The sequence below is a fragment of the Bacillus sp. AK25 genome, assembly GCF_048270685.1.
GTDB lineage: Bacteria > Bacillota > Bacilli > Bacillales > Bacillaceae > Bacillus > Bacillus altitudinis.
On record NZ_JBLUWC010000001.1, the window covers coordinates 2,896,598 to 2,910,904 of the forward strand.

Here is a 14,307-nt window from a genome sequence, read left to right on the forward strand (position 1 = left end):
CCCTTTAGATCAATTCAAAAATGCCTGCTGCTCCCATGCCCCCGCCGATACACATCGTCACAATACCAAATTGTTCATTTCGCCGTTTCATTTCATGAATGAGGGACAGCGTGAGTTTCGTTCCTGTACAGCCTAGCGGATGTCCTAATGCAATGGCGCCGCCGTTGACATTTACCTTCTCTTCATCGATCCCTAAATGACGAATGACTTGAATCGCCTGAGAAGCAAATGCTTCATTTAATTCAAACAGCCCGATGTCCTTCAGCTCTAGACCAGCGATTTTCAGCGCACGCGGAATGGCTTCAACCGGCCCAATTCCCATGACTTCAGGTGGTACACCACCAACAGCAAACGCTCTGAACTTGGCGAGCGGCTGAAGAGAAAGAGAAGATGCTTTTTCGCGATCCATCATCATGACACATGCCGCTCCATCACTCGTCTGCGAAGAGTTTCCTGCAGTCACTGTGCCTTTTGTTGAGAAGGCAGGTCGTAACGTTGAGAGAACCTCCTCTGTTGTGCCCGCTCTGACACCTTCATCTTGTGAGAACGTAAATTGGCGTTCTTCTAGTTGATTCTGCTCTCCTACCCGTCTTTCTGTCACATCAACGGGAACAATTTCATCTGAAAATTTCCCTTCTTGAAGTGCCTTTGCTGCCTTTTGATGGCTCCTCACCGCAAAAGCATCTTGATCTTGCCTTGTGACCTGATACTTTTGCGCCACTTGCTCCGCTGTGTGGCCCATGCTCATATAGTATTCAGGCGCTTGCTCTGTCAAAAGAGCGTTTGGACGAATGGAGTGACCCATCATTGGGACTTGCGACATCGATTCGACGCCTCCGGCCAAAATGGTTTCTGCCTGCCCAAGCATAATTCGTTCACCTGCATAAGCAATTGACTGCAGACCAGAAGAGCAATAGCGGTTAATGGTAATAGCAGGTACTGTATATGGCAAACCTGCTAATGCCCCAATATTCCGGGCCACATTCAGCCCTTGCTCTGCTTCTGGTGTCGCACATCCGATGATTAAATCATCGATTGTTCCATCATAATCACCGGCACGCTTTAGCGTTTCTTTTACACACAATGCGCCCATATCATCAGGTCTGACATGTTTTAATGATCCCTTTTTGGCTTTCCCTACTGGTGTTCTTGCGCCAGCTACAATCACTGCTTCTCTCATTTTGACTCCCCCCTAGTTACGTAAAGGTTTTCCTTTAACGAGCATGTGCTGCATGCGTGCCTGAGATTTGACTTCCCCTACAAGACTTAAAAAGGCTTCTCTTTCAAGCTCTAATAAGTATTGTTCATCCACCTCTGTACCAAATGGCAATTTGCCGCCAGAAATGACATGTGCTAGTTTTTTCGCAATGGTCATGTCATGGTCTGAAATGTATCCAGACAATCTCATGTTTTCAGCAGCCAGCACCATTGCTGCGTAGCCTGTTTCCCCCATCACGGGCACCTTTCGCTTCAGAGGTGCACGATAACCCGCTTCATCAAGAGAAAGAACGAGTTGTTTCGCATCATGGATTAAATGATCACCATTCATGCTGATCCGGTCATTCACTCGGAGCATCTTCATATCACGCGCTTCCTCTGCTGATGTAGATACCTTTGCCATCGCAATGGCTTCAAAGGTTTGTAGCGTAGCATCTTGGATCGCAGTTGCTGATGGCTTTTCCGCTCCTTGCAGATGGCGAATATAGAGTTCTTTGTTTCCGCCTCCGCCCGGTATGAGTCCGACCCCCGCTTCGACAAGCCCCATATACGTTTCACTGGACGCTTGGATAGCGGCTGCTGGTAGACAAAGCTCCGTCCCTCCGCCAAGTGTCATACCAAATGGTGCAGCCACAACTGGACGGTCACTATACTTCACCTTCATCATCGCCTGCTGGAACCTGCGAATGACAAAATCAATTTCAAAGAAGTTGTCGTCCTGTGCTTCCATTAAAATTAAGGCGAGATTCGCACCAACACAGAAGTTCTTTCCTTGGTTACCGATGACCAGCCCTTTATAATTCTTTTCCGTTTCATCTACAGCACGATTGATCATATCAATGACATCAAGCCCAATGGCATTACTTTTCGAATGAAATTCAAGCAAGACAACATCATCCCCGATATCGATCAAGCTTGCACCTGTATTTTTAAAAATGACATCGTGTTTCTTTTTCAATCTAGCTAACGAAATATTCTTGTCGTTTCCCTTTTCCTGTTCATAAGCACCATTCTGATAAAATGCACGGTCTCCTTCGGCATTTTCTTGATAGAATGTGTCATGTCCTTGTGAAAGCATATCTCGCACCCAGGTCGGGATGCTGTGCCCTTCCGCTTCCATTCGACTGACGGCTTTTTTCACGCCAATCGCATCCCACAGCTCGAACGGGCCATGCTGCCAGCCAAATCCCCATTTCATGGCGTTATCGATGGACTGAATATCATCCGCAATGTCGCCTTTTAGTTGAGCTGAATAAAGAAGAACAGGTGCGGTCATATTCCAAAGCAATTGCCCAGCACGGCCGTCTTGATAAATAAGCGCTTTCAATTTCGCTTTTGTCCCCTTTTGCTGCTTGGCAATGTCAATGCCCGGATCCTTCAGCTTTGTCCGTTCTCCGTATGTGAGTGTGACAGGATCAAGCTCTAAAATGCTCTTTCCGTTTTTTTGATAAAATCCTTGCCCTGCTTTGCTGCCGATCCACCCTTTTTCGAGCATTCTTTCCATAAACTCAGGCAGCTGAAAAATATCTTTTTCCTTTCCTTCTACCTGTTCATACACATTGCGGGCTACATGAGAAAATGTGTCGAGTCCCACCACATCAAGTGTGCGGAAGGTCGCACTTTTCGGTCTGCCAATGAGTGGACCTGTAACAGAATCGACCTCTCCGATCGTGTATTTGTTCTCAAGCATTTCACGCACTGTGACAAGAAGCCCATAAGTGCCAATTCGGTTGGCAATAAAGTTCGGTGTATCTTTTGCTTCGACCACACCCTTGCCAAGTACATCTTCACCAAATGTTTTCATATATGAGAGTACTTCTGGATCTGTTTCTTGAATAGGAATTACTTCTAACAGCTTTAAATAACGAGCTGGGTTAAAAAAGTGAGTGCCTAAAAAGTGGCGTTTAAAATCAGCTGATCGGCCTTCTGCCATTTTTTCAACAGAAATACCGGATGTATTGCTGGATACGATGCTGCCTTCTTTGCGGTGTTCGTCGATGAGAGAGAATACGTGTTGTTTAATGCTGAGCTTTTCAGTGACGACTTCAATGATCCAGTCAGCATCGTGTAATAAGGAAAGGTGATCTGTGAGATTTCCGGGTGTGATGTATGATAGGTTTTTGGCTGAAGTAAGAGGTGCTGGCTTTTGCTTTAACAATTTTTTCATTGCGTCTTGGCTTAATCTATTCCGAACACTAGGGTGATCAAGCGTTAGCTTTTTTGCCGTTTCTTCCTTTGTCAGTTCATGTGGCACAATATCTAGCAATGTTACTGGTATCCCGATATTGGCTAGATGTGCAGCAATGCCTGAGCCCATGACACCTGAACCAATGACAGCCGCCTTGCGAATATGTTTGCCCATAAATATCCCCCTAAACATTTTGAATGAACAGTCATTCATTTTTTGTCCAAAAAAAAGCAATGCCTCTTTCTTTATCTTAAAAGATTTTCCGAAACAGTTCAATAGCAGATTTCAAAAATTTACACATTCTCATGCGACTTTCTTTACAGCGTATGAATTAAAGACGAGGGGGAATTGTAAGAATGGAGGTGATGTCCACATGTCTCGTTTGCAAAAGAACCCATCAAAAGCAGGCGTAAGTGCTGCAAGTGTGAAAGGAAACGCAGGTCCATCACAAGAAGCAGACCTAGGTGGTAAAAAGACCAGTCAAAATCAGCAATATAAAAAGAAATCGTAAGGAGGAACACATCTTGAACAACCAGCAAATGAATATGCCCCCACAGGTGATTTCAGTAAAAGATTCCTTGTACCTAGAGGATATGCTGAACTGGAATTTGATCGCCATGAAAAAGGCTCATTTTATGGCCGAGCATTGTCAGGATCAAACATTGAAACAAGAACTCAATCAAGTTGGCCAAATGCATCATCAGCATTACACACAAATTCTTCAGCATTTAGGCAGCTCAGGGCAAGGCCAGTCTTCTGGCTTTATGCAATAGGAGGTAACAGACATGGAACAGCAAAACCAACAAAAAATCGGGAATCCACAAACGCCGGTTCCAACAACGACAAACATGAACGATCGCGACTTTGTCACAGACCTTTTGTCGACTGAAAAATATATGACAAGCGGATATAACACAGCGCTCAATGAATTCAGCCATGAATCTCTTTACCAAGATATTCAGCGAATTGCGCTAGAAACACAAAAAACGCAAAGACATTTATATGATGTCATGTTCAAATATGGCTGGTACTCTGTCCAAGCCGCTGACCAGCAGAAGCTCCAGCAGGCACATCAAAAGTTCCAGCAAACACTGACAGATCAATCACCGTACGGATCATCACCCATGTCATAAAGAAAAACTGCCAGTTTGAGCTGGCAGTTTTTTAACGGTCTTTATTCGCACGATGAGCTTCATTTAATTGCTTGATCCGCTGAATCATTTCTTTGATGTCTTCTTTTGCCTCTGGATACATGTCATTAAAATGCTTGGCTAAAGGCGGCATGCTTTTGGCAATATGAGAATAGATGATCCACTGCGTGACCTCTCTTTTCAGTTCCTCATTCGTTTCACCAAGCAGCAGCTCTGTATATTTATCAAGCAGGCCTTCGAGCTTTTCATCTAATTCATTTCCCATTGGTATTCCGCTCCTTTTTTCAGAAAAAAGCCTGACTCTGCATGTAACAGATGTCAGGCTTTTCACATACGATTATCTTGCAGCAAGAAATGTCTCAGCTTGTGCCTGTTGGACAATACAGCGTCCTCTGCCGTGCGGAATACATAACGGCGTTCCGAATAAAGGATCTGTTGTGACTTGGCAGTTCATATCAAAAACATTTTTCACAAGATCACAGTTAATGACAGTTTCCGGTCTTCCTTCTGCATAAATCGCCTTGTCTTTAATGGCCACAAGGTGATGCGCATATCTGCAAGCGAGATTGAGGTCATGCAGAACCATGACAATCGTGCGCTGCTCTTTTTCATTTAAATCAAAAAGAAGATCCAGGATTTCAATTTGGTGCGTCATGTCTAAATACGTTGTTGGCTCATCTAATAGAATAATATCCGTCTCCTGAGCCAGTGTCATCGCAATCCATGCACGCTGCCTTTGTCCACCTGATAATGAATCAACCGTTCGATCAGCAAGGTCTTCCATCTTCGTTGACTTTAGTGCGCGATTAACCGCTTCTTCATCTTGCTTTGACCATTGCTTCAGCCAATTTTGATAAGGATATCGCCCTTGCTTGACGAGCTGATGCACCGTTAATCCTTCTGGCGCTTCTGGTCCTTGCGGAAGAATGGCGAGCTGTTTCGCCACTTCCTTTGTTGGTAATTTTGCAATGGAATGACCTTCAAGAAGGACAGAACCACCCATTGGCTTCATGAGACGGGCCAAAGAGCGAAGTAGCGTGGATTTACCGCATCCATTGCTGCCAATAAATACTGTGATTTCACCCTTAGGGATTGACACATTTAGTTCGTCTATGATCATTGTTTCTCCGTAACCTAAGCTTAAACCTTCAGTAGAAATGGCACTCATTCCGCTCAAACGCTCCTTTTCTCATCCAAATTTTTTATATTGAATATCGTCTATGTAGACGTCAAAGATCACTTATCTCAATTTAGTGTATCAGATTTAAGTGATCTTGAAAATCATTTTCAATTAAAAAATGAGAAAGTCTCGTTTACTTTTTCTTTTCGAATGCACGTTTTGTCCCATCTTCGAGCTTGATATCGACTCGTATCCGCTGATAATCATCATCTAAATTAAAAGCAGATAATAACTCATTGACATATGTTTCATTCAGCTTTGCACTAGGAATCGACATATCATTGAGCTTCATTTTCATTTCACGTAAAGCTTCTTCCCCTTCATAGCGGACACCATTCATATGATCTCGAATCAGTGCTTCTTCTCTTCCACCAGCTTGACGATAGGTAGCTTCATATAATTCGCTTTTTTGTCCATATTGTACGTGCAATTGCAAATGCTGAAATGGCAATTCCTTCATTTGAACAGCTGACAGACTTTCAGCTTCTGCTTCATGTGGATGTTGTATTGGTTCGATTGAACGACAGCCAGACAGCATAAAGAACAGCACTCCTAGCAGTCCCGCCTTCTTCCAGCACATCATGTGTTTCCTCCTATTTCATAGCATCGTTTTTTATTCTTCTCCAAGCCCCTTTTGGTTATTCAATAAAACAGCAGACTATGGTAGATTAAAACAAAAAGGAGAACCGGAAGATGAATAAAACAGCCATTGTGACTGGTGCCAACAGCGGTTTCGGAAAGCTCATCACACTGCGTCTCGCTCAGCAAGGGTACACTGTGATTGCTGGCGTAAGACAGGAAACCAATGCGAAAAAGCTTGCCGAAGAAGTAAAGAACGCCGCTTTATCCGAATCAATACATATTGAAGCATTAGATGTGACAGATACACAGTCCATTCAAGCATTTCAAAAAAGGCTTAATGCCTATGCTCCCATTCACCTGCTTGTGAACAATGCGGGAACGGCCTATGCTGGTTTTGCTGAAGAGGTGCCTGTTGATCAGTACCGAGAGCAATTCGAAGTGAATGTCTTTGGTGTGATAGAAATGACACAAGCAGTCCTTCCGTTGATGACGAGCGGTGCAAAAATATTGAATATGAGCAGTATCAGCGGACTCATGGGAATGCCCGCACTCTCTCCATATGTATCGTCAAAGTTTGCGCTAGAGGGCTATACAGAGAGTTTGCGAATTGAGCTGGCTGCGTTTGGCATTCAGGCCGCTTTGATTGAGCCGGGTTCTTTCCAAACGAACATTTGGAACACCTCCATGAATGAGCAAATGACGCCGCCTGCAGAAGGTTCTAAATACACAGCTATTTATCAAAAGATGATGTCCTATATAGAGGCTCAAAAAAACAACTATGGAGATCCCGGCGAAGTTGCAGAGCTTGTGGTTTCGCTTGCAGAGAAGAAGCGGCTAAAGAAGCTAAGGTATCTTGTCGGGAAAGGTGTTCGTCTTTCATTCATAGCAAAGCAGCTCCTGCCTTGGAATGTATGGGAAAACATTATTTTACGGACACTATCCTCAAAAAAATAGGCACAAAAAAACAGGTGGATCGCTTATCCACCTGTCAGCGTGTAGACAAACCTTCGCATTCTTTGTCATCCTGCGTGCTGGTGCTCACGAATGTCAAATTCGCTCCGCGCCAGTACTCGTCCTTCCTAGACTTCAAAGGTTTTCTATCACGCTGAAAAAAAGAAGACAAAGGGCTAAAATCAAGTTCATTTTAGCCCTTTGTCAACAATCTAACAGGTGGATCTTTTATCCACCTGTTTTCTTTTATTCGTTATCAGACTGCCCAAGGGTAATATCAAGATTTTTATTCTTTCCATCACGAATGACAGTCATTGTCGTTTTATCGCCAATTTTTGTTTCTTTATAAAGGATTTCTTTCAGCTGTGAGCTGTTCGCTACATCTTTTCCTTTGAACTTGATGATGACATCTCCAGACTTCAAGCCTGCTTTTTGTGCAGGAGATCCTTTTGAAACATCTTTTACATAGATGCCTTTACCGATTTGTTTATCAAATAGGCCAAGTGTATTTTCCTGATACGTTTCAGGCACTTGCTCAAGGTCAATCATTTGTACGCCAAGGTAAGGACGTTCGACTTTTCCATTTTTCAACAGCTGATCTACGATCGGTTTTACATCGTTACTTGGGATCGCAAATCCGAGTGATTCTACTCCGCTTTCGCTAATTTTCAAGCTGTTGATGCCGATGACTTGACCGTCTGTATTGATCAGCGGACCGCCACTGTTTCCAGGGTTAATGGCTGCATCTGTTTGAAGTACATTCATCTCAACAGTTCCAGATGATGTATTGGCTTCAACGGTACGATCGAGACCACTAATAATCCCTTCTGTTACTGTACCAGAGAACTGCGCACCGAGCGGGTTCCCGATTGCAATGACTTTGTCTCCAGCACGTAGCTTAGAAGAATCTCCAAAACTTGCAACTTTATCAATGCCGTCAGCATTTATTTCCACGACAGCTAAATCTGTCATTACGTCACTGCCGACAAGCTTCGCATCTTTTGTTTTCCCATCGTATAGTGTGACCTTTAATTTATTGGCACCCTCGACTACATGGTTATTTGTGATAATGTATGCTTTTTTTCCATCTTTTTTGAAGATGACACCAGAACCCGTTCCAGCTTCTGCTTCAGTTGAATCACCGCTAAGACCGAACGAGTTTTGTGTAGATTGATAGTTTGAGACCCCTACAATCGTCGGCTCTAAATCTTCTACCATATCAGCAACATTCGTCGCATTGGTGATTTGTTTTGTTGAGAAATTTTCAGATGAAGCCGGTTCGCTTGATGCTGTTTGGGTTTGAGTGTTTGCCGCTGTATCTTGTGACTGCGGTAAAAGCGGTGTAATGCCAAGCACAAGACCGCCACCAATAATCCCTCCAAGAATCGGACTTAGCCATGCAGCCTTTCGTTTTTTCTCCTTTTTAGACGAACGGTCATCAATCACTTGAGGAGACCCATTTGTCACCCTCTCCTGAGAGGCAGATGCTTCGTTTTCATGATGGTGAAAAACGAGTTCTTTCTCTTTTTCTGGTTCTTCTATTTGTTTCTCATTCTCTTGATGTGTGTGTTCTTGATCATTCATTTTTTTCTCTTCATCTTCTCTTCGAAAATCCATCGCTTGCACTCCTTTGCATCATTTTCATGAAATGCTTCATTCATATGTCTAGACAGGACTCATGTCCTCTTAATGGCAATATCATTGAAAAATTCTTTATGACAATATGTCAAATTATATAATACTTATTCATAGAAAAAAAGCAAGGTGTGCACATTGGTGAAAAGCACCTATTCATTAGCCTTTTGTCTATGCCCTTTTTTCCCTTGAGCTTATCATAAACAAACATTATGGGATAATAATGAGAAGAATATGTGAAATTGTGAAAAAAGCGTGTGATTGTTGACATGCCGCCTTTGTATCCCGTTATAATGACGTTGAGAGGATGTGGAAGACTTTGTCGTACACCATTTATTTAGTTGAAGATGAGCAGAATTTAAATGAACTGTTAACCAAATATTTAGAGAGTGAAAATTGGAATGTGTCCTCTTTTTTAACCGGAGAAGCGGCACGCGCGGCCATGAACAAGCCACCGCATCTATGGATTTTAGATATTATGCTGCCTGATACGGACGGCTACACACTCATTAAAGAAATCAAAGCAGCCTCGCCTGACGTACCGGTCATTTTTATTTCGGCACGTGATGCAGATATTGATCGTGTGCTTGGCTTAGAACTCGGGAGCAGTGATTATATTGCGAAACCCTTTCTTCCGCGCGAGCTGATCATCCGCGTGCAAAAGCTGCTGGAGCTTGTATATAAAAACAGTGACACACCTCAGCAAAGCGTCACACCCGTTTCTTCCTATATCATTCACGAGGACGTAAGAGAGGTGTATGAAGGAGATCAGCTGATTAACTTAACGTCTAAGGAATTTGATTTGCTGCTCTTATTTACCCATCATCAAGGACATGCCTTTTCCCGGGAAGATATCCTCGTCAAGATCTGGGGGCACGATTACTTCGGGACAGATCGTGTGGTCGATGATCTTGTCAGACGGCTGCGAAAAAAAATGCCTGACTTAAAAGTCGAGACCATTTATGGATTTGGCTATAGGATGCTAAAAGGATGAAGAACAAACCACTCGCTTTTCAAATTTGGGTTGTCATCTCTGGCATTTTACTCACCATCTCGATTGTCCTGATCATTTTATTTTCAAATACATTACGCAGCTTCTTTACGAATGAAATTTATAAAAACATCGAAAACGAGCAGCAAGTGTTAACAGAATACCCTCTGAATCGAGACGGCTCACCAAAGTCGACACCAGAAAACCGCTCGGTTCAGCACATTCTGATTCCGTCAGATGAATTAAATCAAATGGCTCAGTTTTTCCCGCATGCCTTTATTGAAAAAGTGCAGTCCTTTGTTAAAAAACAAAAAAGCGCAACAAAACGCTATTCTGAAGAAGTGAATGGCCAGCATATCTTTTTTGTGATCAAAAAAGTCTCAACTGGCAATACACAATATATTCTCTTGTCATATGCACCCGATTCTTATCGAGATGACTTGTCCTTTACACTGTTTAAACAGCTGATTTTCATCTTAGGAACTGTTATTTTACTAAGCTGGATTCCATCGATTTGGCTCGCCCGCTACTTATCACGTCCAATCGTCGCGTTTGAAAAGCACGTCAAGCGCATTGCACAAGAAGACTGGGACGATCCTGTGATGGTTGACCGGCAAGATGAAATTGGCAAGCTGGGGCATACGATTGAAGAAATGAGACAAAAGCTCATTCAAAAGGATGAAACAGAACGAACGCTTTTGCAAAATATATCACACGACTTAAAAACACCTGTGATGGTCATCCGCGGTTATACGCAGTCTATTAAAGATGGAATTTTCCCTAAAGGAGATCTTGAACAAACGGTGGAAGTGATTGAAGGCGAAGCGGAAAAGCTTGAGAAGAAAATCAAAGATTTGCTGTATTTAACAAAGCTTGATTATTTATCAAAACAACATCCGGCGCATTCTCCCTTCCTTGTGAGTAATACAATGCTGGAAGTGGTTGACCGTTTACGCTGGTCGAAAAATGAATTGCAGTGGAACGTGGACTTAGATGATGAGGCTGCACTTGAAGGCGATCCAGAACAATGGAGCAAATTATTTGAAAATGTATTAGAAAATCAACTTCGCTACGCAAAAAATAAAATTGATATTCATATGAAGCAGGAAGAGGATCAAATTCGCATCGTCATTCGTAATGATGGCCCTCCAATTGAAGAACACATGCTATCCAGCCTATACGAACCTTTTAGTAAGGGAAAAAAGGGCGAATTCGGCATTGGATTAAGCATTGTCAAACGAATTCTTTCGATGCATCAAGCGTCCATATCAATTGAAAATGATGAACTAGGTGTACGCTATACGATCACTGTTCCAAAGAAGAGGCTGTAGGTTTTACACCGCAGTCTTTTTTTAGATGAATGAATACCCATTGAAATCACGGTATGTGGCTTTGATCTTCTTGCCAGCTTGATACATCCATTTCTTTTCAATGGTTGTCTCTTTCGGCATTTTGACTTTTTCTACTTGAATTCCTTTTGCTTTCAAGCGTCTAATCATATCATCAATTTCTCTCATGGAACATCATCCTTTCACATTTTTGACCGGTTGGTCACCTTACTTTATAATATAAAGAATTACACTGTAAAAAACAAGTTACAATCTGATTAATTTTTGAAAAGTTTTGTCGTTTATGACCGATAAGTCACATCTCTTTGCGCACGTTTCCTAAGACATTTGTCGCTCGGTAAGAAAGGATGACATTCATATTGAAAAAGAAAGAAAAAATGATTATTGAGGCTGGTATGAAGTTATTTGCCAGCAAAGGCTATAATACAACGTCTGTTCAGGAAATTGCGGATGAATGCCACATGTCAAAGGGTGCGTTTTACCTTTATTTCAAATCGAAGGAAGCACTACTTATTTCGATCTTGCATTACTATTACGATAAGGTATTTACCCGGATTCATGAGGTTCAAACAGAGGGCGGCACACCAAAAGAGGCCTACCGGAAACAGCTCACTGTCTATTACGATAATATTTTGCAGCAAAAAGATTTTATTAAAATGCAGCTAAGCGACAGGGCGCTCCCATTGAACGAAGAAACGCAACAGCTCGCAAAGCAAATTCGACTTGCGACGATTCAGTTGCACATTGATAACATTAAGCAAGTGTATGGAGATGCGGCCATTCCTTATATGGCTGATCTATGTTTAACGATTGAGGGCATGAGTCACGTTTACTTTGAGCTTGCCATTTTATATGATTTTCAGCTCGAAGCAGAGGAGCTTGCCGCAACAATGATTCACCGTATCGATGATCTAATGGGCGGTATGATGAAGCGCAATGACCATCCACTCATTTCTGTGGACCAAGCAAGCGACTGGTTCGGCCCGATTTATGAACGATCATTTGACCCGCTCACAGAATCTCTATTAAAAGAATTAAGAGAGCTGGCAGAAGCACATTATGAAGTGAAAGACGAGCCAGATTTATTTGAAGCGCTTGGCATTTTAGAAAACGAGTTAAACAAACAAAAACCAAGACAAGTCATCGTCAAAGGCATGCTTTATCAATTGAAATTATACACACCGCTTCAGCCGGTCTCCGGCTCCTTATTACGCATTCTAAAAGAAGATCATTTATAAAACCCAGGGCTTGCTTGCCCTGGGTTTATGATTGTGACAAACAATCAAACTTCTTTTCTGTGATTTCAGGAAGTTTCCATAAAAAAACCAGAGGCACAGAGGCCTCTGGTGTCTTATTTTGCTTTCGGTGTCACCATTTCTTCTGGTTTCACAAACTCTTCAAACTGCTCTTCTGTTAATAATTCTAATTGAAGGGCAGCTTCTTTTAGCGTTAATCCTTCTTTGTGCGCAAGCTTCGCAATTTTCGCTGCATTTTCATATCCGATGTGCGGGTTGAGTGCCGTCACAAGCATCAATGAATTGTTTAGGTTTTTCTCGATCGTTTCTAGGTTTGGTTCAATTCCAACGGCACACTTGTCATGGAATGAGTTCATACCATCAGCAAGCAATTCAACTGACTGCAAGAAGTTATAGATGATGACCGGCTTAAATACGTTCAGCTCGAAGTTTCCTTGGCTTGCGGCAAAACCGATTGTTGCATCATTCCCCATGATTTGTGCGGCAATCATTGTTAAAGCTTCACTTTGAGTTGGGTTGACTTTTCCTGGCATAATGGAGCTGCCTGGCTCATTTTCAGGAATGATCAATTCACCAATTCCGCAACGAGGACCACTTGCAAGCCATCTCACATCATTGGCAATTTTCATTAAGTCAGCTGCAAGTGCTTTAAGCGCACCGTGTGCATATGTGATTTCATCATGGCTTGTCAGCGCATGGAATTTGTTTGGTGAAGAATTGAACGTTTGACCTGTTAACTGGCTGATTTCTTCTGCCACGTATTTACCAAACTCAGGATGTGCGTTAATTCCCGTACCAACAGCTGTTCCGCCAATGGCAAGTTCTCTCATTTTTTCAGTAGATTCTAAAATCATTTCTTTTGAACGATCAAGCATGTACACCCAGCCGCTAATCTCTTGGCCCACTGTAAGAGGTGTTGCATCTTGCAAATGCGTACGGCCAATTTTCACGATCTCTTGGTATGCTTTTGCTTTCTCATCAAGCGTCGCTCTTAACTGGTCAATCGCAGGCAATAGCTTTTTGTACACAGCTAAAACAGCTGCCACGTGCATAGCCGTTGGGAATGTATCATTTGAGCTTTGGCTACGGTTGACATCGTCATTCGGGTGAATGCTGAATTCACTATTTTTATCTTTCAAGTAAGCAGTTGCTCTATTTGCGACGACTTCGTTCATGTTCATGTTACTTTGTGTTCCACTTCCTGTTTGCCATACAACAAGCGGGAAATGCTCGTCATACTTACCACTGATGATGTCATCACATACAGCAGCAATCGCTTCAGCTTTTTCACTTTCTAAGTTGCCAAGACGTTCGTTCGCAATCGCTGTGCTACGTTTCAAAATTGCAAACGCATTCACAACTTCCTTTGGCATTTTCTCAGAACCGATTTTGAAATTTTCTTTACTTCGTTGTGTTTGTGCACCCCAGAACTTGTCCTGTGGCACCTTGATTTCGCCCATTGTATCTTTTTCGATTCTAAATTCTGTCATTATGTATCCCTCCATAGCTTCATCACTCAACTCTATTCTATACAAAAAACGAAAATCCTTTAAGCGTTTTCAATTAAAATTTTATCTTTATTTTAATTTTAGTTCAATATAAACACGAACATCTTTGGAATATTTGTATTTCGGATTTGTTTTTCCGTAATCTTTTGACGTATAAGTCACCTCATAATGCTTGTCAAACGACTGTAGAATACGGTCGATCTCCTCTTTTGTTCCTGCTAAACGAATTTGCGCCATCTTCTCTTTCCTCCAACACCGTGATTCTTTCATATACCACAAAATAATGTAACACAGAATA

General features: G+C 42.3%; 16 protein-coding genes. 7 read left to right on the plus strand and 9 right to left on the minus strand.

Annotated elements, in window-relative coordinates:
* Positions 1-4: 4 nt before the first annotated feature.
* Both ACNO7B_RS15150 and ACNO7B_RS15155 read right to left on the minus strand, forming a co-directional pair.
* Positions 5-1,180 (minus strand): acetyl-CoA C-acetyltransferase, encoded by a 1,176-nt coding sequence (locus ACNO7B_RS15150; protein WP_019743167.1) that lies wholly within the window; start codon positions 1,178-1,180, stop codon positions 5-7.
* 12 nt (positions 1,181-1,192) lie between these two features.
* The gene (locus ACNO7B_RS15155) at positions 1,193-3,580 is read right to left on the minus strand and encodes a 3-hydroxyacyl-CoA dehydrogenase/enoyl-CoA hydratase family protein (RefSeq protein WP_019743166.1); all 2,388 of its coding nucleotides are present in this window, start codon (positions 3,578-3,580) and stop codon (positions 1,193-1,195) included.
* A 199-nt stretch (positions 3,581-3,779) separates the two neighbouring features.
* Here ACNO7B_RS15155 and ACNO7B_RS15160 point away from each other — a divergent pair, with 199 nt between their 5' ends.
* From ACNO7B_RS15160 to ACNO7B_RS15170, 3 genes are read left to right on the plus strand one after another with little or no spacing between them, the layout of a single operon-like run.
* Complete coding sequence (locus tag ACNO7B_RS15160) at positions 3,780-3,917, plus strand: YuzL family protein (protein ID WP_008347049.1); 138 nt, start codon at positions 3,780-3,782, stop codon at positions 3,915-3,917.
* Between the two features lie 10 nt (positions 3,918-3,927).
* Entirely contained in the window at positions 3,928-4,179 is a 252-nt protein-coding gene (locus tag ACNO7B_RS15165; protein ID WP_060698253.1) for a hypothetical protein, read from the plus strand.
* Positions 4,180-4,191: 12 nt separating this feature from the next.
* Positions 4,192-4,539 (plus strand): spore coat protein, encoded by a 348-nt coding sequence (locus ACNO7B_RS15170; RefSeq protein WP_417901662.1) that lies wholly within the window; start codon positions 4,192-4,194, stop codon positions 4,537-4,539.
* A 31-nt stretch (positions 4,540-4,570) separates the two neighbouring features.
* Here ACNO7B_RS15170 and ACNO7B_RS15175 read toward each other — a convergent pair whose 3' ends face one another.
* From ACNO7B_RS15175 to ACNO7B_RS15185, 3 genes are all read right to left on the minus strand, one after another.
* The gene (locus ACNO7B_RS15175; RefSeq protein ID WP_035389350.1) at positions 4,571-4,822 is read right to left on the minus strand and encodes a YusU family protein; all 252 of its coding nucleotides are present in this window, start codon (positions 4,820-4,822) and stop codon (positions 4,571-4,573) included.
* A gap of 72 nt (positions 4,823-4,894) precedes the next feature.
* Positions 4,895-5,725, minus strand: a complete 831-nt coding sequence (locus ACNO7B_RS15180) for an ABC transporter ATP-binding protein (RefSeq protein WP_035389352.1) — start codon at positions 5,723-5,725, stop codon at positions 4,895-4,897.
* Between the two features lie 145 nt (positions 5,726-5,870).
* Positions 5,871-6,317 (minus strand): YusW family protein, encoded by a 447-nt coding sequence (locus ACNO7B_RS15185; protein WP_171465740.1) that lies wholly within the window; start codon positions 6,315-6,317, stop codon positions 5,871-5,873.
* 113 nt (positions 6,318-6,430) lie between these two features.
* On the opposite strand from ACNO7B_RS15185, the gene ACNO7B_RS15190 reads away from it, so the two are divergent.
* A complete protein-coding gene (locus tag ACNO7B_RS15190) occupies positions 6,431-7,273 on the plus strand; it encodes an oxidoreductase (RefSeq protein WP_057079106.1) in 843 nt (280 codons plus the stop codon).
* Positions 7,274-7,516: 243 nt separating this feature from the next.
* On the opposite strand, the gene ACNO7B_RS15195 is transcribed toward ACNO7B_RS15190, so the two are convergent.
* Complete coding sequence (locus ACNO7B_RS15195) at positions 7,517-8,887, minus strand: S1C family serine protease (RefSeq protein ID WP_008347064.1); 1,371 nt, start codon at positions 8,885-8,887, stop codon at positions 7,517-7,519.
* A gap of 337 nt (positions 8,888-9,224) precedes the next feature.
* Here ACNO7B_RS15195 and ACNO7B_RS15200 point away from each other — a divergent pair, with 337 nt between their 5' ends.
* Complete coding sequence (locus tag ACNO7B_RS15200) at positions 9,225-9,899, plus strand: response regulator transcription factor (RefSeq protein ID WP_008347066.1); 675 nt, start codon at positions 9,225-9,227, stop codon at positions 9,897-9,899.
* Positions 9,896-11,227 (plus strand): HAMP domain-containing sensor histidine kinase, encoded by a 1,332-nt coding sequence (locus tag ACNO7B_RS15205; protein ID WP_007500323.1) that lies wholly within the window; start codon positions 9,896-9,898, stop codon positions 11,225-11,227. The genes ACNO7B_RS15200 and ACNO7B_RS15205 overlap by 4 nt, the downstream gene beginning before the upstream one ends.
* 21 nt (positions 11,228-11,248) lie before the next feature.
* Here the strand turns inward: ACNO7B_RS15205 and spxO are convergent, their stop codons facing one another.
* Positions 11,249-11,413, minus strand: coding sequence for an anti-adapter protein SpxO (spxO, locus tag ACNO7B_RS15210; RefSeq protein WP_008347070.1), 165 nt, complete (start codon positions 11,411-11,413; stop codon positions 11,249-11,251).
* 191 nt (positions 11,414-11,604) lie between these two features.
* On the opposite strand from spxO, the gene ACNO7B_RS15215 reads away from it, so the two are divergent.
* The gene (locus ACNO7B_RS15215) at positions 11,605-12,483 is read left to right on the plus strand and encodes a TetR/AcrR family transcriptional regulator (protein WP_017359276.1); all 879 of its coding nucleotides are present in this window, start codon (positions 11,605-11,607) and stop codon (positions 12,481-12,483) included.
* A gap of 113 nt (positions 12,484-12,596) precedes the next feature.
* Here the strand turns inward: ACNO7B_RS15215 and fumC are convergent, their stop codons facing one another.
* Both fumC and ACNO7B_RS15225 read right to left on the minus strand, forming a co-directional pair.
* Positions 12,597-13,991 carry a class II fumarate hydratase gene (gene fumC / locus ACNO7B_RS15220; RefSeq protein WP_017359275.1) on the minus strand — a complete coding sequence of 465 codons (1,395 nt, stop codon included), beginning with the start codon at positions 13,989-13,991 and terminating at the stop codon, positions 12,597-12,599.
* A gap of 87 nt (positions 13,992-14,078) precedes the next feature.
* Positions 14,079-14,246 (minus strand): YvzF family protein, encoded by a 168-nt coding sequence (locus tag ACNO7B_RS15225; RefSeq protein ID WP_003213147.1) that lies wholly within the window; start codon positions 14,244-14,246, stop codon positions 14,079-14,081.
* Between the last annotated feature and the right edge of the window lie 61 nt (positions 14,247-14,307).